At 36.6% G+C, this 22,064-nt stretch carries 18 protein-coding genes and 1 riboswitch; of the genes, 10 read left to right on the plus strand and 8 right to left on the minus strand.

All coding sequences use genetic code 11. From position 1 onward, the window contains the following. Positions 1-9 precede the first annotated feature (9 nt). Complete coding sequence (locus CRT24_RS20265) at positions 10-405, minus strand: (deoxy)nucleoside triphosphate pyrophosphohydrolase (protein ID WP_099372915.1); 396 nt, start codon at positions 403-405, stop codon at positions 10-12. A 38-nt stretch (positions 406-443) separates the two neighbouring features. After that, complete coding sequence (locus CRT24_RS20270; RefSeq protein WP_099372916.1) at positions 444-1,769, minus strand: DUF3472 domain-containing protein; 1,326 nt, start codon at positions 1,767-1,769, stop codon at positions 444-446. A gap of 211 nt (positions 1,770-1,980) precedes the next feature. Between CRT24_RS20270 and CRT24_RS20275 the strand changes: the two genes are divergently transcribed. The 5 genes from CRT24_RS20275 (at position 1,981) to CRT24_RS20295 (ending at position 8,715) form a co-directional block, all read left to right on the plus strand. Next, the gene (locus CRT24_RS20275) at positions 1,981-4,578 is read left to right on the plus strand and encodes a phosphatidylglycerol lysyltransferase domain-containing protein (protein WP_099372917.1); all 2,598 of its coding nucleotides are present in this window, start codon (positions 1,981-1,983) and stop codon (positions 4,576-4,578) included. Positions 4,579-4,772: 194 nt separating this feature from the next. Next, complete coding sequence (locus CRT24_RS20280) at positions 4,773-6,518, plus strand: helix-turn-helix domain-containing protein (protein WP_099372918.1); 1,746 nt, start codon at positions 4,773-4,775, stop codon at positions 6,516-6,518. 115 nt (positions 6,519-6,633) lie between these two features. Next, positions 6,634-7,422: a DUF695 domain-containing protein gene (locus CRT24_RS20285; protein WP_099372919.1), complete on the plus strand. Its 789-nt coding sequence runs from the start codon at positions 6,634-6,636 to the stop codon at positions 7,420-7,422. Between the two features lie 30 nt (positions 7,423-7,452). Further along, a complete protein-coding gene (locus tag CRT24_RS20290) occupies positions 7,453-8,136 on the plus strand; it encodes a hypothetical protein (protein ID WP_099372920.1) in 684 nt (227 codons plus the stop codon). A gap of 3 nt (positions 8,137-8,139) precedes the next feature. Beyond that, positions 8,140-8,715 carry a hypothetical protein gene (locus CRT24_RS20295; protein ID WP_099372921.1) on the plus strand — a complete coding sequence of 192 codons (576 nt, stop codon included), beginning with the start codon at positions 8,140-8,142 and terminating at the stop codon, positions 8,713-8,715. 90 nt (positions 8,716-8,805) lie between these two features. Here the strand turns inward: CRT24_RS20295 and idi are convergent, their stop codons facing one another. The 3 genes from idi to CRT24_RS20310 form a co-directional block, all read right to left on the minus strand. Continuing rightward, a complete protein-coding gene (gene idi, locus CRT24_RS20300) occupies positions 8,806-9,330 on the minus strand; it encodes an isopentenyl-diphosphate Delta-isomerase (RefSeq protein WP_099372922.1) in 525 nt (174 codons plus the stop codon). Positions 9,331-9,386: 56 nt separating this feature from the next. Beyond that, positions 9,387-10,412: a low specificity L-threonine aldolase gene (locus CRT24_RS20305; protein WP_099372923.1), complete on the minus strand. Its 1,026-nt coding sequence runs from the start codon at positions 10,410-10,412 to the stop codon at positions 9,387-9,389. 100 nt (positions 10,413-10,512) lie between these two features. Further along, complete coding sequence (locus tag CRT24_RS20310; protein WP_099372924.1) at positions 10,513-11,208, minus strand: DUF937 domain-containing protein; 696 nt, start codon at positions 11,206-11,208, stop codon at positions 10,513-10,515. 66 nt (positions 11,209-11,274) lie between these two features. On the opposite strand from CRT24_RS20310, the gene CRT24_RS20315 reads away from it, so the two are divergent. After that, positions 11,275-12,378 (plus strand): DUF2891 domain-containing protein, encoded by a 1,104-nt coding sequence (locus tag CRT24_RS20315; RefSeq protein ID WP_099372979.1) that lies wholly within the window; start codon positions 11,275-11,277, stop codon positions 12,376-12,378. Positions 12,379-12,562: 184 nt separating this feature from the next. On the opposite strand, the gene CRT24_RS20320 is transcribed toward CRT24_RS20315, so the two are convergent. Both CRT24_RS20320 and rpoN read right to left on the minus strand, forming a co-directional pair. Then, positions 12,563-12,820, minus strand: a complete 258-nt coding sequence (locus CRT24_RS20320) for a 5-oxoprolinase (protein ID WP_099372980.1) — start codon at positions 12,818-12,820, stop codon at positions 12,563-12,565. Between the two features lie 63 nt (positions 12,821-12,883). Further along, positions 12,884-12,978: riboswitch (SAM-I-IV-variant riboswitch) on the minus strand. Between the two features lie 44 nt (positions 12,979-13,022). Further along, complete coding sequence (gene rpoN / locus CRT24_RS20325; RefSeq protein ID WP_099372925.1) at positions 13,023-14,486, minus strand: RNA polymerase factor sigma-54; 1,464 nt, start codon at positions 14,484-14,486, stop codon at positions 13,023-13,025. Between the two features lie 226 nt (positions 14,487-14,712). Between rpoN and CRT24_RS20330 the strand changes: the two genes are divergently transcribed. Together CRT24_RS20330 and CRT24_RS20335 are read left to right on the plus strand one after the other, a co-directional pair. Beyond that, complete coding sequence (locus CRT24_RS20330; RefSeq protein WP_099372926.1) at positions 14,713-17,052, plus strand: transglycosylase domain-containing protein; 2,340 nt, start codon at positions 14,713-14,715, stop codon at positions 17,050-17,052. 163 nt (positions 17,053-17,215) lie between these two features. Further along, positions 17,216-20,224: a DPP IV N-terminal domain-containing protein gene (locus CRT24_RS20335; protein ID WP_257214118.1), complete on the plus strand. Its 3,009-nt coding sequence runs from the start codon at positions 17,216-17,218 to the stop codon at positions 20,222-20,224. A gap of 60 nt (positions 20,225-20,284) precedes the next feature. On the opposite strand, the gene CRT24_RS20340 is transcribed toward CRT24_RS20335, so the two are convergent. Next, on the minus strand, positions 20,285-20,608 hold the full coding sequence (locus CRT24_RS20340) for a hypothetical protein (protein WP_099372927.1): 324 nt from the start codon (positions 20,606-20,608) through the stop codon (positions 20,285-20,287). A gap of 111 nt (positions 20,609-20,719) precedes the next feature. On the opposite strand from CRT24_RS20340, the gene CRT24_RS20345 reads away from it, so the two are divergent. Next, entirely contained in the window at positions 20,720-21,493 is a 774-nt protein-coding gene (locus CRT24_RS20345) for a LexA family transcriptional regulator (protein WP_099372928.1), read from the plus strand. Between the two features lie 106 nt (positions 21,494-21,599). Further along, a complete protein-coding gene (rimP, locus tag CRT24_RS20350; RefSeq protein ID WP_099372929.1) occupies positions 21,600-22,064 on the plus strand; it encodes a ribosome assembly cofactor RimP in 465 nt (154 codons plus the stop codon).

Raw genomic sequence — 22,064 nt, forward strand, 5'->3', positions numbered from 1 at the left:
GTCTTATTATTATACTTCTTCTCTTCGGGTACGGATATATTCTTCTACGATTGGGAGATCTGCATTTGCCCAATCAAAGCGGAACAGTTCAGTTCTATCAACCCATAACACTTGTTCATGTTCGTTTGCATTAATTTCACCACCAATTATGGTGCAAACAAATGGATAAAGGGTCAGTGAGAAATCTGGGTAGTGGTATTCTACCTTTGTGAGTTCTTCAACGATTTCAATTTTTAGATTGATCTCCTCCAACACCTCTCTCAACAAGCACTCTTGCAGGGTTTCACCATCTTCCAATTTTCCTCCCGGGAACTCCCATTTTAGGGGGAGTTTCATATCAGCAGATCTTTGACAAATCAATAACTGTTGATCTTTTTCAATTAAGGCACAGGCAACATGTATCATCAAAGTAAATATACTAATTTGGGTGAATAATAATGTACTTATGGTAACGAGTTAAAGTCAATTTGTGGCGCTTGGCTTATATTATCGAAATTAAATTTCGTGCCGGGGGTAACCAACTCACTAAAGAAACCGCCATTTTTCAGGAAATAACCGTTATTGTTTTTACCTCCAATGGCGTCAATTCTTTGTTTTGACCTGTACGTATTATCTACTGTGAATTTTGCTTCTGAAACTTTTTCCCAATTTCCTGAAGTTGTTCTAACCCATTGGTTTTTATAGTCTGCAGTTCTTGCTAAGTGTCCTTGGTTAGGGTTAAAGTTCTCTAGGAAACTATGGAAATTTGTGAGATATTTATCTGTTTTAGGTCTTTTAAAACTTGCTATCAGTCTCCATTGCCCTTGTTCTGGAGCATAAAACCATGCTGTATAATCTGTTTTTCCAGTTCCATCAGCTTCACCTTTTAAAAGGAATTTATAGGTTGTTCCTGCTTTCCAATTGTACCTTAGAAAACTCTGACCACCAGAACCTTCATTGCCAAATTCTCCGGTTTGAACTTCTGGACCTTTTTTGTTCAGTATTATTTTATGGTCATCCGGAATTGAATTTGGATCATCAGTATTAAATGGACTCCAAACAGAGAACAAAATTCGTCTTTCTGTATCTGAGTTTACTTGAAAACCAAAATACCCTTCTCCGAATCCATTCGCCATAAAATATGAACCATGAGGGTCTGATCCTTGAGGGACTTCAATCTCTGAATAGTAATAATTCACTTTTTCGGTTGTTGGAACGGTATAAGCGAGATGACAAGAAGGTCCTCTTCTGGCCCAATAATAGAATTCAGGATCATTGCTATAAGTTACTCCATTGCTAACGGCATCTCCTGTAATGGTATAGCTTGTTACATCTGCGAAATAGGCACCAGATTTATCGATTCCTTGGAGGTCAATCTTCACATAGCCTGTGTCCACTGTGAAATCACCAATTGGATATTCATTTATTTCAGAGTTTTTAAGATCGATCGTTTTACTATTACCATTGACAGTAACTTTTACTTGGCTTGAATTCCCGTCAGGTAATACTTTGGCATTTAATCCAAGTTTTATAGTTCCAGCTTTATTCACCCGAATGTATGAACTGATCACTGTATTTTCATTTGACCAGTTTGTTAGTCCATTGTTGCTGATTTGTTCAGATGAGCCTGATTCTTTCGAGGTTATGAATGCATTGCCTGCCAAAGGTAAGGTATAAGTGCTGTCAATGCTTTTATTTTTGGCCGCTGTATAGGTTTGTTTAGAGCAAGCTAAGGTCAGCAAAACAAACAGCGTCAAAGGTAAATAAAATGAATATGTCAATTTTTTCATTTGGTTATTTTATAGATTCCTTGAAGATATATAAGGTTTGTTTGAATAAAAAATTTTGAATGCAATCAAACGATTGACTAAAATTCTAATTCAGGGTTTTGTGCTTAGCGCTATTAGTGATTTATTTATAATTAGATTATAAAATTTTAACTTATTGTAAATAATAGAAGTTTAGATTTACTCTAATTGTTGCGATAGTATTTTAATTTTTATGTTAAAAGTCCTGATCAGAAATCTGAGGAGATTTAAGCCTTTACGTTATTGGAAGGAGTCATTAGGTATCTTAATTATTTTATTGGTTTTTGTTTTTTTTCGGGACCAGCGGAAAGAGATTGAGCAAATAATTCCATTAATGGAGCAGTGTAATATTCCATGGCTATTTATTGGGGTATTATTGACTGTTGCTTTTGTGTTTATACAGGCTTATATATATATCGCAAGTTTCCGAGCGATGAATCTTCGGATAAGTTTGAGAATTGCTTTGGATTTATTTTTAAAAAGAAATTTTCTGAGTGTTTTTTTGCCTGCCGGCGGCATTTCATCATTAGCTTATAGTACTTCCCAATTGAGGCGAATGAACCTGAACAAGACTCAGATTCATCAAGCCAGTATCTTATATGGATACGTTGCGATGTTTTCTGTTTTTCTCATTGCTGTACCTATCCTGATTTATACGAGTTGGAAGAGTGACCAATTTGATAATTTATTGGGTCCATTATTGATTTTAGGATTGATATTGGGATTATCGTTTTATATAATTTATTGTTTTAGATATAAAACTCGATTATACTATTGGTTTGAGAAAAGATTTCCAAAGGCTATTGGTCAATTTTCAAATCTATTTTCAAGTCAGGTTAACAAGCGACATTTGCTCTTAGCATTGTTTTACAGTACGGTAGTAGAGTTCTGTGGTGTTTTCCATATTTTGATTGCGATGTATGCCCTTGGTTTGCCAATGTCTTTTGAGGCAGCATTAATGGGTTATATCATTTCCACCTTATTGATGATTGTTTCCCCGTTTTTAAGGGGTTTGGGAGCGGTTGAGCTGTCGATGTTTTTGATTTTTAAAAAGTTCGGTTATAGCCATGAGGCTGGTTTAGGGATCACACTACTTTATCGTGTTTTTGAGTTTTGGTTACCATTGGTATTTGGCTTGATTGCTTTCAGTTTAAAAGGCGCACAACTAATTACCAGAATTGGACCTGCAGTAATGATTTTCTTATTGGGATTGGTCAATATTATTTCAGTTATTACCCCGCCATTGGCGAATCGTTTTCATCTGGAGCGATTTTATTTCCCAGCAGAAGCTCTTTCCATTTCGAAGTTATTGGTGCTGATTATTGGTGCGGGGCTTTTGGTGAGTTCAACATATTTGTTTCGTGGCTTTAGAGCAGCTTATTGGTTTGCCTGTATTTTTTGCACGATTTCAATATTAGGACATTTAATCAAGGGATTCGATTATGAGGAATCAATTATTTCTGCCATTACCCTGGGGTTTTTAATCTTTAATCGCGAAGAATATAGAGTTCAGACCAATAAGTTTTGGTTGAGAATAGGTGTGTTTACATTTTTGTTTTCATTTATTGGAGTATTGCTGTTTGAAACTGTTAGTTTCTATATTATCGACAAAAGGCATTTTGGAATTGATTTCACTTGGGAGGAATCATTCGGTTTTGCATTAAAGGAATTTCTACTATTTTCTAACAACGAGTTACAACCACAAACGCAGTTTGGTAAGGAGTTTTTGCAGATTAGCAATGTTTTGGGATTAATCTGTTGGATTCTATTCTTCTATACGATCTTAGTTCCTAAGAAATATACTCCGATTAACAATGGTCAGGATGAGTTGGCCATGGCCAAGACATTGTTGGATAAATTTGGAAATTCTTCTATGGACTATTTTAAGATTTCAAAGGAGAAGGAGCTTTATTTTTCCAGGAATTCATTGGGGTTTGTTTCCTACCGGGAAGCCAATAAATATGCTGTAGTATTGGATGAACCGGTTTGTCATTGGACAGATAAGGAAGAAATAATCAAAGAGTTTGAGTGTTATTGTCTTAAGAAGGGGATGAAGAGTATTTATTTTCGAGTTTCTGAAGATAGTTTACTGAATTTTCAAGGGTTAAAGAAAAAGAAACTGTTGATCGGGCAAGAAGGCGTGTTGGATATTCAGCAATTTAACCTTTCTGGGAAATCGAGAAAGTCTTTGCGTAATGGTCTCAATTATTTGGATAAGAATGGTTATAAATCTGTAATTCATTACGGTCCCCAAACAAAGGAATTCTTAGTTAAACTCAAGTCTGTTTCTGATGAATGGCTACTGGAAAACAATCGTAAGGAGGTGGTTTTTTCTCAAGGTCAGTTTGATATATCTGCCCTAAGGTCTTTGGACATTATCACGATTGAAGATGCTGCGGGACAGATTGTGGCTTTTCTGAATGTAATTCCTGACTATGCGATGGATGAATGTACTTACGATTTATTTCGGAAAGTCTCGAATGCACCTGGATCATGTATGGATGGCTTAATAGTCAAATTGATTGAATATGCTAAAATCCATGATTATAGGTTCATTAACCTTGGTATGGTGCCGTTGATGGGACTCGATAGACCAGATAATCCGGCAGAGCATATCATGAATTTCGTATCGACAAAAATCCCCAAATATCGTAAGTACCAGAATCAAAGAGATTTTAAAGATAAGTATTCCAATAAATGGGAGAAGAGATTTCTATTGTTTGATCATGATTTTGATTTAATTCAATTACCCGTGGTAATGAAAAAAGTCATGAGTAGCAAAAATTCCTAATTATGATTAATATAGATTATCTGTTAAAACACTTATGTTTTATCGCAAAAAACTAACCTATTTATATAGGTTTTGCCCTCATAATTGTTAAAAAAAATTATATTTACTTAAATGATTGAGTTGAGTTAAATGTTCATTTCATTAATTTAATTATTCAATCATATTCCTATGATTAACTAACTGATGGTCAGTGAATGAGAAAAGATATTTCGTTTAGGTATTGCATTGTTTTATTATTCTTATTACTTCAAGGTTTTGTTACAAATGGGCAAGACCAATTAGATAGTTTGAGTAAATATTCTCATGATGAACTTTTTGACCGTGCATTTGAGACTCGGTCAACTTTATATTTGGAATATCTTGAAAATCAGAAATTATCCCAAGAGGAGAAGAAGCAATTATACCTTTGGTTTTATTATCTGACGGCAGCAAATGGAAAATTGGATATAACACTGAATTATCTACAAAAATTAGATTCCATTTCTGTTTTGACAAAAGATCCCAAAAATCGATTTTATGCAAAATTGGGTTTAGCAGAAATCTACTACAAGAAATCGGATTATGAAAAAAGTAAACTAGCATTCGAGAGTGCTGAGCAATATATTAGGGATTTTCCAGAAGGTATAACACGGATCTTGGCGACAGCAGAATATTCTTATTTCTATTATCTAAGCGGAAATTTTGATGTTTTTAATATAGAAATGGAAAATGCCATCAAAAGCTTGAACGCTCTTAAGTCTGACAATCTTGAAGAATATGATCGCAGGTATTTGGAGAATGCTAAGGCCACGATAGCTATTAATTTGGCTTGTGGATATATTATGAAGGAAGATTTTGATCAAGCTGCTGAAGAGTTGAAATTGGTTGATCAGATTTATGATGAGAATTTCAAGGGAGATGTGAACACTAATTCTGTTCATACGATCTTAGTTAAGGGTAAATATCATTTTTTCAAAAAGGAGTTCGAGAAAGCCATTCCATTTTTTCAGGAAGTAATTAAAATCAATGATAACAAGGAATTCCAAGAAGACGCTTATATGGCTGAAGTTTTTCTTGGAATTATTTATTATCAATTAGGGGATTATAAATCCTCTTTATCCCATTTGGAAACCGCCATTAAGAGTCCAATGGTAGTTGCTGACTATGTAAAGTATGAGATGGAATCTTACCGTTATGCTTATTTGGCCAGTAAGCAATTAAATGACACAGAGAAATCATTGATGTACTCAGGATTGTATATGGAACAGGATGAGCAACTCAATGATAACGAAAGATCAAATTTTATTAATTCATTCATCAATAACCTAGAAGTTGGAAAACTTCAAAAGGACCTTTCAGCAAAAAATAACACTAACTTTTTATTGAGGTATATACTTTTTGGCTTGGCTGTGTTGATTGCTGGGTTGGGGATAATCTTGTTTTATCAATTCAAAGAAAACAAGAAAAACAAACAAAAAATTGCCGATTACCTGGATCAATTGAATGCAGACAAGAAAAAGAAAGTGGATAGTTCAAGTGCTAAGAAGGAGGCAATTGTTCAAGAAAACAATGCTATAGCGCAAACTCAAGAAATGGATGAAAAAACCGTTCGTATTTTGGACAAGCTTGAGGAATTTGAAGAAGGAGATCTTTTCGTAGACAGTAAAATGAGTTTGGCTTATCTAGCGAGTTATTTAGGTACGAATACGATTACACTCTCAAAAATAATCAATACCTACAAGGAGATGAATTTCAATGATTACATTAATGGTTTGCGGATCCGTTATATCATTGAAAAAATCAAGAATGAACCGAAATTTGAACAGTACAAAATTTCCTATTTAGCGGAGGTCAGTGGGTTCTCATCCCACAGTATCTTCAGTAAAGCATTCAAGAAAAGTACTGGTGTAACGCCTTCACAATTTTTGGATTACCTAAAAGAAGAGCCTGTAGGACAGTAATTTATGTATTTCTATCTACCGCATTTATATAATTTGACAAAACCAACATTCTAATACCTTCCATATGAGTCTTACATTTGGGTAATACATTTTTTGTTTTACTAAATCGTAAGAGATGTTCAAATCCTTGTTCAGAAAAAAAATAGAGATTCCAAATCATGAGGAGAATTGGCAGGTCTATTTTTCTCGAATCAATAATCAAAAGGCTTCGGTGATCGTAGATCTGAATGTGGCAGATATTGCTCCAATAAAAGACCTTCCTTTTGTTTTTTATTTGATTGTTCCTTATGATTCTGCGGCGGAAGACGGTCTACCAACTATGGAGAGTTTTAAGCTCATCAATGAAGTTGAAGATAAGATTGCTGAACTAAGTGATAAATATGCAAAGAACCTACTGCATGTTGCAACGATAAGTATGAATGCAGAAAGGTTACAAATGTATTACTGCCATAGAATTTCTGATACTGAGGCGTTTTTACATCAGGTAGACATTGCATTCGGTGAACGCTTAACTTACCAGACCGATTATCGCGAAGACTTAAAATGGGATGATTTTTACGATCTAGCATATCCATTGCCTTTTCAGCTTGAAATGATCAAGAACAGAAGTGTCGTAAAAATGCTAATCGAGGCAGGGGATTCATTATCCCAAGCACGGCTGATCCACCATTATTTGAATTTTGTGGAGGAAAAAGATGTTACTGACTTTATGGAATTTGCAGAGAAGGAAGGGTTTGCAATACAATCCAAAGAAAAGGAACAGGACGGGTGGAAAGTGAGTATATCCAGGTCAGATTATATTTCCTATGAACATATAGATGATTTATGCTTACCCCTTTGGGAAAAGGCAAAAGCACACAACGGCAAATATGATGGATGGGAATCGCAAGTTATCTCAAATTAGAATTATTAATCACATTAAAATAATATAACAATGTTTATAAGTGTCCAAAGAGTAGAAGAAGCTTCATTTTCAGCAGACCATCTTCAGAATCCAGTTAACCCCAATAATTTAATGGTTTTAGGTTTTTACAGAAATTATATGGGTACTGCATTCACCCAAAGTTACACTAAGAAAGCTGCGCCAATTTATTGGGATACCGTAACAGGGAAGACAATTTCTAGGAGGAAATGGACGGCAGAAATGAAATCTTATGCTGAAAAGTGTGCTACAGAGGTTCCTCCTGCTCCATTTAAGTTTAAATTAACTGTTGTTGGTTATATTTTTATGGCTGCTGTTGTAGCTTTTTTCGCATATTTAATTTATGATTCTCTTAAACCACCTGCAAATCCTTCTGCTATTGGTCCAACCGTTTTTAAGGAGAAAATAATGGCGGGAGATATTTTTTATGGTAGATTTATAGAAATGGATACTGATTCCAGATTTTCGAAAAGGGCAGGATTCGGATGGTTCAAAGTCTCAGATGCTGGCGACGAAATAGTGTCAATTTCGTTGAATAAAGAAATGAGCACTGCACACAAGCCTTCAGCTGAAATGAATAGTACTGATTTTGAATCTGAAGCCATTCCTATGAAAATTAAAAGTCAAGAAGATTATCAGATTGATCTAGTTTCGGAAGATGGAACTATTGAAATGAGTTTCTCGGAAAAGAAATAAATTATGGCTCCTAAAAAGGAATTATCTGCAAAGCGTGTGGTAAAAATTGTTTTAATCTGTATTGTGGTTGGTTTTTTCTTGTTTGTGTTTTTCCTATTTCAAACTTGCAAGACTAAATCAACCAACATCGGAAATAAAGATCCATTCAAGGACTTGATAGGGAAGGAGCTGGTCTTGAAACGGCCAGTGCGATTATTTATGGAGAAATATCCTACAAGGAAGGAGTTTCCATATGTCATGGCAGATACGAATCTATATAGCTGGCAGAATTATACCGCCGCATTACAGGCAACAGAACCAGAGATTAAGTTAAGCGATTCTATCCAGAAGAATTCAAAGGTTGTTTTTGAAAAGGCTACACAGTATACTCCTGGGGTATCTGGCTTTTCAAGATCTAAATTGTTCGGGACATTAACTAGCACAGAAGGCAAAACATATAAAGTTGAGATGCAGTGGGGAGAATTGAATTCTAGTCTACCTTGGAAAGGTTCGGATAAGGCTTATCGATTTGAATTGGCCCCTTGGCAGACAGAAAGAGATACGGCTTCGTATTATTTGCCAACAGCACAATGGTGGTAATCATATCTTAGTTCGTATGTCTTATGTCTTACGTCTTATGTCTTATGTCTACTGTCTACTGTCTACTGTCTTACGTCTACTGTCTACTGTCTAAAGAACGTCCTCAAAATCCATTTTCCCAAAAATCAGCTTAAACCAAAATGTGTAATTTTCTGGGTTTTGTTGAAGGTCTGTTTTTAGGTCATCCAGGCTGATAGATTTAATATCTTTAATTTCTTCGGGATTTAGATTGAAGTTGTTTTGGAAATATTTTCCAATGAAAATATGATCATATTCATTTTCCCATAGGCCATTTTCTAGTTTCTCTTCGTAACTAATCTGGAACACTTCATGAATGTCCACCTGTATTCCCATTTCTTCAAATGTTCTTCTTTTAGCAGCGTTTATGGTAGTTTCATTTGGTCTAGGGTGTCCGCAGCACGCGTTTGTCCACAGGCCTGGGCTATGGTATTTTGAATCAGCTCTTTGCTGCAATATCATGTTGTTATTCTCATCAAATAGAAATACCGAAAATGCTCTATGTTTTTTATTGAGCACATGAGCTTCTTGTTTTTCCATTTCACCGATTTCTTGATCATTCTGATCAACCAATATCACAAATTCTTCTGGAGCCATATTATAGATTTGGGTTAATTTCTAAGATATAGATAATGGGCTATTAAACCTAAGTTCTATTGGATATCTTCAATAAATTGATTTATCCATGACTCTTTTGTTGCCCAAGAAGTAACTAATCTTATAACCACATTTTGTCCATCTAGTTTTTGCCAAATATAGAATTCGTATTTTTCCGCTAGTTTTTCCGCTAAAATCAGGGGGATTATCGGAAATATTTGGTTACTGACAGGTTCTGTTGCAAAAGCATAACCATTGGTCTTGAAAGCGCTTGCTAAATTGGAAGCCATAACATTGGCATGCGTTCCTAGCTCATAAAAAAGGTTATCCTTGAACAATGCTAGGAATTGGGCCCCTAATACACGGCCTTTAGCCATCAATGCTCCCTTTTGTTTCAAGTAATAATCGAACCCTTGAGAAAGCTTATGGTCTTGGAAAACAATGGCTTCGCCTAATAGTGCTCCGTTTTTTGTACCCCCAATATAGAATACATCTGAGAGGCTTGCAATATCTTTGAGGGTTAAATCATTTGCAGAAGAGGTTAGGGCAGTTCCCAATCTTGCACCATCGATAAAAAGTAGCAAATTATTTGATTTGCAGCAATTTGAGATTTCCAAGAGTTCAGCTTTGCTGTAGATGCTGCCCAATTCTGTACATTGTGAAATGTATACCATAGCTGGTTTAACCATATGATTGTCGGTATGTGCATCCACAATAGCTTGGATACCTACAGAATTTATTTTGCCTTCGCGACTTGGAATAAGGTTTATTTTATGCCCTGAATTTTCTATTGCTCCCGTTTCGTGGACTTCAATATGTCCAGTGTCTGCTGCAATAACAGATTCATATGGTTTCAAAAGGTGACTGATAACAAGGAGGTTTGCTTGAGTTCCCCCTGAAACAAAGAATATTTGAGAATCGGGGTTGCCGGTTTCTTTGATGATATATTCCTTTGCTTGTTTGCAGATGCTATCTGCTCCATATCCTGGCTCTTGAACTAGATTTGTTTGGATTAGGGTTTCGAGGATTTTAGGGTGAGCACCTTCGCTATAGTCGTTTTTAAAACTGATTTTTGATTCCATGCGTAAATATAATTGTTTTCGCACATCAACCCTATTAAAACAAAAAAGAGGACAATTTAATCATAAACTGCCCTCTGGTTGTTGTATAAATATAGTTCAATTATTTTCCAAACATTCCGGCTAAGCTATCTAAGATGCTGCCTTTAGTATTTTTGTCGTTCTTTTGGTCGAAGAATTGTCCAACTAGATCACCAAGACCACCAGAGATATTCGGTTGTGAAGAATTTGTAGGAGCTTGGTCATTTGCTTGAGATCCACCTCCCAGTACACTACCAATTAGGTCTCCAATTCCACCACCCGAAGAGCCTGCATTCGATGATCCACCACCTAAGATATTTCCTAATAAGTCGCCTAAACCGCCTCCAGATCCTGACTCTCCTTGAGATTGTTTTTGCTTGTTCAAATAAGCCATTACCAATGGAGCCAACAAGGCAAGGATTCCGCCAATTTTACCTACACTGATTCCTGATTTTTCAGATAGAGATTCTTTTACATTATCAGTGTTTTTACCAAAGATATTGTTCACCATTTGATCCTCATCTTCTGTTGGACCTTGGTTAAACAGTCCGGCTAGGTTTTCCAAGATGCCACCAGAACCTTTGGTGTCAATAGCTTGTTGAATGCCTTGAGCCCTTTCAGGACTTTTTTGTGCATTATAATTTAATGCAGACATCATTAATGGAATTGCGGCAGAAACTACCCACTGAGTTTGGTTTTTATCAATCCCCAATTTTTCTGATATACCTTCAGTAGCTTGCGATCCGATGCTGCCTGAAATTAAGTCACTAATGTTCATTTTGTAGAATGTTTTAGTTTATAAATGTTATTTTTAGAACTCAAATATATTGCCAAAATTTTCTGTATGAATAAATTATGTTTAAACATTTTTATAGTTGTAGCGTTGTTGCTCGCAGGATGTAAAAGTGGAGATAAAACCAATGAAAAGATTACTGTTGAGGAAATTAAGTTGGACGAAAATTTATCTAAGATTATTTTCTCCATGCCGACTCATTGTATCGAAGTGGAGTATCCAAATAAACTTGGTCAGGTATTAGGGTCGGATGCTGACCTGAAAAGTCCAAAAAGTTTAAGGCCAATTTTTTATGGCTGTTTTGACTGGCATTCCTCAGTCCATGGTTACTGGTCGATCGTAAAATTGATGAAGCAGTTTCCAGGTCTGGACGCTGACGGAAAGGTAAGAGCGGCATTGAATCAGCATATTACGCCAGAGAATGTAGCTGTGGAATTAGCCTTTTTCAATGATAAAAATAATTTGAGCTTTGAAAGGACCTATGGTTGGGCTTGGTTGTTTAAATTACAGGAAGAATTGTCTACTTGGGAGGATGCGGATGCCAAAAGATGGAAATCCTCACTTCAACCACTGGTCGATCTGTTGGTTACTCGCTATAAAGAATATCTTCCAAAGTTGGTCTACCCGATCCGTGCAGGACAGCATGATAATTCAGCCTTCAGTCTTTCGTTATCCTTGGATTATGCCAATACAGTAGGCGATGATTCTTTTAAACAAGCATTAAAGGAAAATTCTATTCGATTGTTCAAGGATGACAAGAATTGTAATCTAGCTTATGAACCTAGTGGATACGACTTTTTATCACCTTGTTTGGAAGAAGCATATTTGATGAGCAAAGTTTTGGATAAATCAGAATACATTACGTGGTTGAAATCTTTTATGCCTGATTTATTCAATGATGAATTTAAATTAGAACCTGCAATAGTGAAAGATAGGAGTGATGGTAAGTTAGTCCACTTGGATGGGTTAAATTATAGTAGAGCGGCTTGTCTTTTTGGGATTTCGAAAATGGACCCTGCATTGGAGCACTTGAAAAAAGATGCTGTTGAACATTTCAATTTCTCCATTGGAAATTTAAGCGCAAAAGATGATTATATGGGAAGTCATTGGCTTGGGACTTTTGCTTTGTATGCTTTAGGGAGATATGAGATGTGAGATGTGAGATGTGAGACTTTAGACATAAGACATAAGACAACAGACAAAAAAACATACTACAATATGCTTAAGACTATTGAGCCTTAGACTGCTAAAACGAAGACAATAGACAATAGGCTATAGACATTTGTGGCGTCATACCATTTTTTATGTCTAATGTCTATTGTCTAATGTCTATTTCTACCTATTCCGGAATGAGTCTATTTTCTGATAATCTGACTGGTACTCGTTGTATTTGAGTAAATCCATCTTCGGTGCTGATTATTGCGGAGAGATCAATTCCTCGTTTAGATAGGGTGCTCAACAAAGCAGTTCTGAAAGCTGTTTTATTTTTGCCCCAGTTTGATCTAACCAAGTCATTGTTTAGAATTACCAATTCATTGGTGCTGTAGTGGTGAAATTGTTCCACTAGGTGTTGTTGTAAGGGTTTTGTGTTGGACATACAATTAATGTTTAAAGGGTTTAACCATAATTGCATTCAGAGGAGTCTATTTTAAGACCTTGCAATATTCTTTTATTTTGGCTTGCCGCCCGTATCGATTTACCACCGCGGTGTCTTTCACTCGGTTGGTATTGCTCGTGCAATTCTGAATACTCTACAAACTTAGTAGATTATATTTTAATATGCAAGTGAAAATAAAATTTTATAATTCTTTTCTTAAACGTGCTACCGGTATGTTCATTGCTTCACGGTATTTAGCAACAGTACGCCTTGCGATTGAATAACCTTTTTCCTTCAGGATTTCGGTTAATTTCTCATCTGCTAAAGGTTTTCTCTTGTCTTCATTAGCAATACACTCTTCAAGGATCTTTTTCACTTCTTTGTTAGAAACTTCTTCCCCAGATTCTGTCTGAATAGCTTCTGAGAAGAATGATTTTAATAAGAAAGTTCCGAATTCTGTTTGCACATATTTAGAGTTGGCAACACGGGATACAGTTGAAATATCCATTTCGATCTTGTCGGCTATATCCTTTAAGATCATTGGTTTAAGCATTCTGTCGTCGCCAGTTAGGAAGTAGTCATATTGATATTCCATGATAGCATTCATGGTTTTCAAAAGAGTCTGTTGTCTTTGTTTAATAGCATCGATAAACCATTTTGCGGAATCAAGTTTCTGTTTAACGAACTGAACTGCTTCACGCATTTTTTTGTCGTTTTTTTCAGCTTTTTCGTAATGCTCAAACATTTCTTGATAGGACCTTGAAACCCTTAGTTCAGGGGCGTTTCTGCCATTTAATGTCAAGTGAAGGACACCATCATTATTGGAGATATGGAAGTCAGGGATAATCTGCAATTGTTTTCCTGCAGCTGCACCTGAATCACCTGGCTTAGGATTCAATTTCAGGATTTCATTGACGATTTCTTTCAGCTCCTCAGAGTTTACACCTAATTGCTTTTCGATTTTATCGTAATGTTTCTTCGTGAATTCATCAAGGTAATTTTCCACGACCATCATTGCTTGTTGGATAATCGGGTTTGTGAGATCTTTCTTTCTTAACTGGATTGCCAAGCATTCCTGAAGATTCCTTGCTCCAATGCCGGCAGGGTCAAATGATTGAACAATCTTGAGCATTTCTTCGACGTCTTCTTCTTCCACAATTACATTTTGTGAAAACGCAAGGTCGTCGATCAAAGATAGGATAGGTCTCCTTAAGTAACCATCGTCATCAAGAGAACCGATTATTTGTTGACCAACTATATAATCTTTATCAGATAGTGCTAGTAGGTCAAGTTGATTTTGTAGATTTTCGTAGAAGGAATCTTGTACTGCGATTGGGATTTCCTTTTTTCCGTCTTCATCATCATGGTCATATCCACCGCCATAGTCTTTGTAATCATCTTCTTGGATATATTCATCAACACTGAATTCATCTTCATAGCTGTTTTCTTCCATGTTGAAGTCATCATCCGGATCTTTATCGGGGTATTCTTCTACAGGGTCGTTCATGTTAGTCAAACTACCGTCCTCCAGCGCAGGGTTTTCTTCTAATTCTTCTTTTATGCGGGCGTCCAATGAAACTGTTGGCACCTGTAGCAATTTGATGAATTGAATTTGTTGCGGTGAAAGTTTTTGTAATAGTTTTTGCTGTAAAGTTTGTTTTAACATGTCCCCAATAATAAATCACGTAAAAATAGGTAAATATATTTAATAAGGTAAAGTTTATGGTAACAAAAACTGTTTTAGGTACAGTTTTTGCTATTATAATTGTCGGATAAACAGCCTAGTTAAAAACCAAAAAACTCATTTGTTAAAATTCGTTAATTTTCTGGTAAAGCTTCCTTTTTAGGCGAATTGATGTAATTTTTTCCAAAGTTTTGTTCATATTTACCGTATGTTTAAACGTGTTCGGAACAAATTTTTGCGCATCGCACTGATTGTTATTTACTTTGTTATTTTATTTACGTGCGCAGTTCAAATTAACTTTCTAGGCTTGTTCGGTTCTTCACCGACAAAAAAAGAAATTTTATTACCCGAACTAAATGTTTCTTCTGAACTATATACTGCAGATTCTGTATTGATCGCTAGATATTACAAACAGGATCGGGATCCAGTTCCATTTGACAGTATTTCTCCCAATATTATAAATGCTTTGATTGCAACCGAGGATGTTCGCTTTATGAAGCATCACGGAGTTGATTTCTTGGGTTTGTTTGGTGGTATTTTTTCAACCTTAAGTGGAAGTGACCGTGGCGCCAGTACTATAACTCAGCAACTTGCAAAAAATCTATACAGAACAAGGTATCAAGATTCCCAAGGTTTATTGGGTAAAATCCCAGGGATAGGTTTGATCGTCACAAAATATAAAGAGTGGATGACCGCTTTTAAATTGGAAAGCAAATATAGCAAGGAAGAAATATTGACAATGTATCTTAATACGGTTTCCTTTAGTAACAATGCTTACGGGATCAAATCGGCATCCGTTCGTTATTTTGACAAATACCCGAGTGATATAACGGTTAATGAGGCTGCTGTTTTAGTGGGTATGCTCAAAGGTACTACTTTATACAATCCAATCAGAAACCCTAAAAATGCCCTCCAACGAAGAAATGTTGTTTTGGGTCAAATGGCAAAAGAAGGTTATTTGAAACAAGAGGAAGTTGCGAAGTTGAGCAAAGATTCACTAGGTCTTGATTTGAATAATCAAGAAGTGCGAAATTCCAATGATTCATATTTAAGGAATGCCGTTGAAAAATGGTTGGAAGACTGGGCAAAAGAAAATGAGGTTGATATCTACACCAGCGGATTGAAAATATATACTACGATTGATTCAAGAATGCAAAAAATTGCTGAGGATGTCGTAGCTGTAAAAATGAAGGAGCTTCAGCAAAGATTAGATAATGTTTGGGGGAATGATTTGCCTTGGAGAGACAAAGAAGGGAATGTAGTACCAAATTTTTTGGAAGATCATGCCAAGAAATTACCAATCTATGCCTCCTTAATGAAAAAATATAAAGATGAGGCTAAGGTTTTTGAGGAGCTGAATAAGAAGAAGGACATGGAAGTTTTTACATGGGAAGGAATGGAAAAGGTAAATTATTCTACCATGGATTCCTTGAAACATTACTTGACTATGTTGAATACAGGAATGATGGCCATGGATCCATACAATGGAGATATCAAGGTTTGGATTGGCGGAATCAACCACAACTATTACAAATTTGATCACGTGAACCAAGCGAAGCGCCAAGCTGGATCTACATTTAAACCATTTGCCTATGCTGCTGCATTGGAGTCTGGTATGACCCCATGTGATAAATTTGAAGATAAACCTGTTAAGATTGAGTTCATCAACAACAAGGGTGAGCACGAAATATGGGAGCCTAAGAATGCGGATTGGTCATTTTCTCACAGTGAGCTGTCGCTAAGACATGCCATGGCTCGTTCATTGAATACTGTTACCGCTCAAATAACTGAGAAGGTTGGTTGGGATAAAGTAGTAGAAATGGCTCATTTATGTGGTATTGACAGTAAGTTGGAATCAGTTCCTTCTGTTGGATTAGGTTCAAATGATGTTTCGGTCTTTGAGATGGTGCGTGGGTACAGTACATTTATGAATGAAGGTAAGCGGACTGAACCGGTTTTGGTTTCTAGGATTGAGGATAAAGACGGCAAAGTGATTGCTGAATTCAAGACCTCAACTAAACAAGCTATTACACCAGAGAATGCTTGGTTAATGGGATACATGTTGAGAGGCACTATTGAAGAATCAGGTGGTACTTCTCAAGCGTTGTGGGAATGGGATCTGTTTAAGGATGAAAACCAAATTGGTGGTAAAACTGGTACATCATCAGATTATGTGGATGGTTGGTACATGGGTGTTACCAAGGATTTAGTTGCTGGAGTTTGGGTTGGTTGTGATGAGCAGAGTATTCATTTTAAAAGTTCTGCTACGGGAGAAGGTTCGAAAACTGCATTGCCTATTTATGCGTTATTTATGGAAGAACTCTATAAGCATCCTGAACTAGGTGTTACATTGGGTAAATTTCCGGAAGCCAAGGTAGAGGTTACTAAGAAATATAACTGCCCAGGACCAAGAATCCGCGTTCGTCAGGATAGTAGTTCGGATGAAGGTCTAAATCCAGATGCTGAGATGCCAAACATAGTTTTGCCAGATTTATTGAACCGAGGAGAATCTAATCAACAACAAGAGGAACAAGAGGAAACGAATTAGCCCTTTTAATTGAATTGATTTTATTATTTTTATTGACTAATAATTAGTTATGAGATTTAACCGTCAACTCTTTGCAAGAATATTTAGTTTAAGCCTTGTATTCACCATTTTGTGGACCTTGTTTCCGAATCAATCGGAAGCGCAGTATTTTGGTCAAAATAAAATGAGGTACAAGAAATTGGACTTCAAGGTGTATGATACGCCGCATTTTAACATCTATTATTATTTGCAAAACGATTCAATGATGAATTGGTTTGCTAAGGAAACAGAGGTGTGGTATGAATTGCACCAGCAAGTTTTCCAGGACACTTTCTTGAGGAAGAACCCTATAATTTTATACAATAACCATCCTGAATTCCAGCAGACTACGGCTATTTCCGGTGAGATAAGTGTTGGGACAGGTGGTGTTACCGAGGCTTTTAAGCAACGGGTAGTGATGCCGATCATGCAGATCAATCAACAAACTAGGCACGTACTTGGCCACGAATTGGTGCATGCATTCCAATATAGGGTATTGATCGAGGGAGGTGATTCTACTCGATTAGAGAATATTGCAAACCTGCCATTATGGATGGTTGAGGGGATGGCGGAATATTTTTCAATTGGTAAAAAAGATGCATTCACATCGATGTGGATGCGTGATTCATATGCTCGAAATGATCTGCCAAGCTTAAGGCAGATGACGGAGCAATCCAACAAATATTTTCCATATCGCTATGGTCAGGCATTTTGGTCATATGTAGGTTCTACATATGGCGATACGGTGATTATGCCTTTGTTTATTGAAACGGCAAAATACGGGTATGAGACAGCAATACGAAGAGTGTTTGGCTATGATGCACAAACGATGGGAACTCTATGGAAAAATAGCATGGAGAACTCCTACAGAAATCTCGGAAAAGATACGACTTCCAATCCTATCGGTAAATTATTGTTGTCGACCAAGAATGCGGGCAGGATGAATGTTTCGCCGGCAATCTCTCCAGACGGTAAATATGTGGTTTTTCTATCGGAGATGGATTTGTTCAGTATAGATCTGTTTTTGGCAGATGCGGAAACGGGAAAGGTTGTTCGGAAATTGGGTAGTCGACTCACCAACAAAGATATTGATGAATTCAGTTTTATAGAGTCTGCCGGTACATTTTCTCCCGACAGCAAGAAGTTTGCATTTTCGGTCTTCAGTGAGGGTAAGAATAAATTGATGATTGTTGACATTGAAACAGGTAGAACCCTGTCAGTGGAGGCAATGGGAGATATTACTGAATTTACAAATATTACCTGGGCTCCAAATGGTAGTTTGGTAGCATTCTCAGGTCTTAAAAATGGACGAAGTGATATCTACACTTATGATTTAGAATCGAAGAACCTTAGTCAATTGACAGATGATAAATATTCGGACTTTCAACCAAGTTTTTCGAGAGATGGTAAGTTTATTGTTTTCAGTACAGACAGAATGTCTTTGGAGTCATCGAGCAGAAGTGTTGATATTCCAATGGGCTTAGCGGTAGTTGATGTTGCGACAAAACAAATCCGCGAGATTCCTGTCTTTCCAGGGGCTAACAATTTGAATCCTCATTTTTCATCTTCTGGCAAGGAAATCTACTTCTTGTCCAATAGCGATGGATTCAGAAACATGTATAAGATTGTAATCGAAACGGCCCAAGTTGAGAGAATGACTGATTTCTTTACGGGTATCAGTGGTATTACAGAATATTCTCCAGCGATGAGTGTTTCGGCCAATGATGATATTATCTATTCCTATTTTAAGAATAATGCATTTACAATCTATAAAGCGAAAAGTTCGGAGTTTGAGTCTGTTCCTGTAGATGCAAGTACCATTGACCTTCAAGCGGCGATGTTGCCTCCGGCACAAAGTAGAGGGGTGGATGTGGTCAATACAAATTTGAATAATTTCAATGCATATGGAAGAATATCTAATTCTCAGATTTCAGAAATCCCATATAAGCCGAAGTTCAAATTAGATTATTTGGCGAATAGTGGTGTGGGTATGTCTGTGGGATCACGTTATGGGGCAGGTATTGCCTCTGGGGTTCAAGGGATGTTCTCTGATATCCTTGGGTATAACCAGATATTTGCTGCTTTGAACATCAATGGAGAAATTTATGATTTTGGAGGGCAAGTAGCTTACATTAACCAGAGGAGCCGATGGAATTGGGGTGGTTCGATTTCCCATATACCTTATCGTTTTGGGTTTTTTAATTATGACCAACGTGATTTAGGAAATGGAGTAGAACCTGTATTAGACCAATATTTAGTACGCTCGTTTCAAACTCAGGTTGATGGGTTTGTAGCATATCCTTTTAATAGGCACCATAGGTTTGAGACAGGTGCCGCGGCATCGTATAACTCTTATCGTGTAGATAGGTTTACCCAAAGTTATTACAACTACTATGGAACACGTGAGCGCGTAAACAATGATGAGGCAGCACAAGCATTAGGAGTTTCCAATCTGGATCCATTCAACTTGATGCAAGTGAATGCTGGATTTGTGGGTGACAATGCGGTGTTCGGTATTGCTGCGCCGCTTCAAGGTTTCAGATACAGGCTAGGAGCAGAGCAATATTTTGGAACATTTAATTTTACAGCTCTAAATATCGACTTAAGGAAATATCAAAGGATAAAACCGGTTACTGTTGCTGCTCGGGTTTACTCTTATATGCGTATGGGAGATGATGCGGACAGATTGTACAATATGTATATCGGCTATCCATATATGATTCGTGGTTTTGAGGCGAACTCATTCGGCCCTAATAGTATGATTGGTTTCAATGACCTGTCAGGTTCTAAAATGGTTGTTGGGAATTTGGAATTAAGGTTGCCATTCACAGGGCCAGAGAAATTGGCTGTCATTCCTTCAGGTTTATTGTTCTCTGATCTGAACTTATTTATTGATGGAGGTTTGGCTTGGAGAAATGGAAGTACGATTAGATGGAAAAAAACAGATGCTGACAAAGTATCTGAAGTAATCGATGGAGTAACTTATACAGGATATAACCCAAATGTGACGATGCCGGTATTCAGTGCTGGAGTATCGCTAAGGGTTAATTTGTTCGGTGCGATGATATTAGAGCCTTATTACGCTATACAATTGAATAATCCTACTAGGGATAAATTCGGAACGTTTGGATTAAACTTTGCGCCAGGTTGGTAGTCTAAATTATGTGAGGTTGATTTAGTGTAGGGTAAGGTTGTTAAGGCCGTTGTTTATAGCTTATGCATAAACAACGGCTTTTTTATTAGATCTTATTTTTGGTGTATTCGGACATAAGCTCAACCAGTTGGGGTTCGCTTTGCGGATCAACCTTTCTTTTACAATTCTGCCCATTGATGACAATTCTTTTAGTCTCTTTTCTGCATCAGATTGAGTAAGGTATGTTTCTACCAATACAATCCTGTTCAACATGGCATATGAAAACAATGCAGGTTCATGGCTATTTTGCAAGTCATGGTAAACTGAGTTTAAGTCTTGACTAATACCAGTTTGAAGGAACCTACGGTTCGAATCTGTTGCGATGTATGTATAGTATTTATTCATTTTATTCTTGTTTTAGCTAAATTATTTGGTAATTTGCAGACGTTTTGCTAATTTTATTGGTACAATAATACTAATAAATTTAGTAATTCAAAAATATATTGAAAAAATATTATGGCAAATATCTCATCAAATCTCAAGTATCTTCGCAAGAAAAAAGGTCTTACCCAGCAACAATTTGCTGATTTAATGGAAATTAAACGTGCTTCTGTAGGGGCTTATGAAGAGGATAGGGCGGAGCCAAAATATGAGCTACTAAAAAAAATAGCAGAGTTCTATGATTTAAGTATGGACGAATTGGCTAATGATGAGATTGATGATAAGTGGAAACCTACGCCTAAGAGCAATGCTTCAAATTTAAGGGTATTAAGTGTGACTGTTGATTCAGATGACCGCGAAAATATTGAGCTTGTTCCTGTGAAAGCTAGTGCTGGATATTTAAATGGTTATGCTGATCCTGAGTATGTGAGCGAATTGCCGAAATTCTCTTTACCGATGTTTAATCAAGGGACCTTTAGGGCATTTGAAATCAAAGGAGATTCTATGTTGCCATTGCCATCTGGATCTTTGATTATTTCAGAATATGTTGAGAACTGGCATGATATCAAGCCTGGGCAGACATACATTGTTGTGTCGTCCAATGATGGAGTTGTATATAAAAGAATAGGGCAGAAGTTCAAGGAAGATAAAGGTCTTAAATTAGTTTCGGACAACAAGACATATGAGCCTTATTGGGTTCCAGCCTCTGAGATTTTGGAAGTCTGGAAGGCAAAGGCATTTGTTAGCACGGAGCTTCCTGAGCCAAACCCTGAACCGACTTTAGAAGCATTGTCATCGATGATGGCTCAAATGCAAAAGACTATTAATTCTGTTGTTGACAAAAATTAACGTGGATTTAATATGCTTTGCAATTAATAAATAATTTTTGTACCTTTGTACTATCTGAAAGGAAGGGGGCATGGTATGCCCCCTTTTTTAATTCATTTTTTAAAATATGCAGGTTGAAAATCGAGTAATCGAATTAGTAGAAGAAAAAATTGCCGACAGACCGGATTTATTTATTGTTAGTGTTCGCTTTCTGAACAATGGCGTTTTAGAAATTCTTTTGGATGGTGATAATGGGATTGCGATTGAGGATTGCGTACAAGTAAGTCGTCACGTTGGTTACCACTTGGAAGAGGAGAATGTGATAGATAGAGCTTATCGTTTAGAGGTATCATCTCCGGGAATTGACTCTCCATTGTTGTTGAACAGACAATATGAGAAAAACGTGGGTCGTGATGTTAAGGTGAAGTTGTTGGATGGTAATAAAAAAGAAGGTCAATTGCTATCGGTTAGTGACTCAGCAATCAGCATCGAAGAAAAAGTAAAAGAAAAAGGAAAGAAAGCTGTTTTAGTACAGACGGAAATTCCATTAGATCAAATAAAGGAAACAAAGGTGTTAATTTCATTTAAATAA

The organism is Sphingobacterium sp. 1.A.5 (genome assembly GCF_002734235.1).
Taxonomy (GTDB): Bacteria; Bacteroidota; Bacteroidia; order Sphingobacteriales; family Sphingobacteriaceae; genus Sphingobacterium; species Sphingobacterium daejeonense.

Coding starts and splice junctions, on each gene's coding strand:
- CRT24_RS20265 (WP_099372915.1), bottom strand. CDS start 405: ATGATACATGTTGCCTGTGCCTTAATTGAAAAAGATCAACAGTTATTG.
- CRT24_RS20270 (WP_099372916.1), bottom strand. CDS start 1,769: ATGAAAAAATTGACATATTCATTTTATTTACCTTTGACGCTGTTTGTT.
- CRT24_RS20275 (WP_099372917.1), top strand. CDS start 1,981: ATGTTAAAAGTCCTGATCAGAAATCTGAGGAGATTTAAGCCTTTACGT.
- CRT24_RS20280 (WP_099372918.1), top strand. CDS start 4,773: ATGAGAAAAGATATTTCGTTTAGGTATTGCATTGTTTTATTATTCTTA.
- CRT24_RS20285 (WP_099372919.1), top strand. CDS start 6,634: ATGTTCAAATCCTTGTTCAGAAAAAAAATAGAGATTCCAAATCATGAG.
- CRT24_RS20290 (WP_099372920.1), top strand. CDS start 7,453: ATGTTTATAAGTGTCCAAAGAGTAGAAGAAGCTTCATTTTCAGCAGAC.
- CRT24_RS20295 (WP_099372921.1), top strand. CDS start 8,140: ATGGCTCCTAAAAAGGAATTATCTGCAAAGCGTGTGGTAAAAATTGTT.
- idi (WP_099372922.1), bottom strand. CDS start 9,330: ATGGCTCCAGAAGAATTTGTGATATTGGTTGATCAGAATGATCAAGAA.
- CRT24_RS20305 (WP_099372923.1), bottom strand. CDS start 10,412: ATGGAATCAAAAATCAGTTTTAAAAACGACTATAGCGAAGGTGCTCAC.
- CRT24_RS20310 (WP_099372924.1), bottom strand. CDS start 11,208: ATGAACATTAGTGACTTAATTTCAGGCAGCATCGGATCGCAAGCTACT.
- CRT24_RS20315 (WP_099372979.1), top strand. CDS start 11,275: ATGAATAAATTATGTTTAAACATTTTTATAGTTGTAGCGTTGTTGCTC.
- CRT24_RS20320 (WP_099372980.1), bottom strand. CDS start 12,820: ATGTCCAACACAAAACCCTTACAACAACACCTAGTGGAACAATTTCAC.
- rpoN (WP_099372925.1), bottom strand. CDS start 14,486: ATGTTAAAACAAACTTTACAGCAAAAACTATTACAAAAACTTTCACCG.
- CRT24_RS20330 (WP_099372926.1), top strand. CDS start 14,713: ATGTTTAAACGTGTTCGGAACAAATTTTTGCGCATCGCACTGATTGTT.
- CRT24_RS20335 (WP_257214118.1), top strand. CDS start 17,216: ATGAGGTACAAGAAATTGGACTTCAAGGTGTATGATACGCCGCATTTT.
- CRT24_RS20340 (WP_099372927.1), bottom strand. CDS start 20,608: ATGAATAAATACTATACATACATCGCAACAGATTCGAACCGTAGGTTC.
- CRT24_RS20345 (WP_099372928.1), top strand. CDS start 20,720: ATGGCAAATATCTCATCAAATCTCAAGTATCTTCGCAAGAAAAAAGGT.
- rimP (WP_099372929.1), top strand. CDS start 21,600: ATGCAGGTTGAAAATCGAGTAATCGAATTAGTAGAAGAAAAAATTGCC.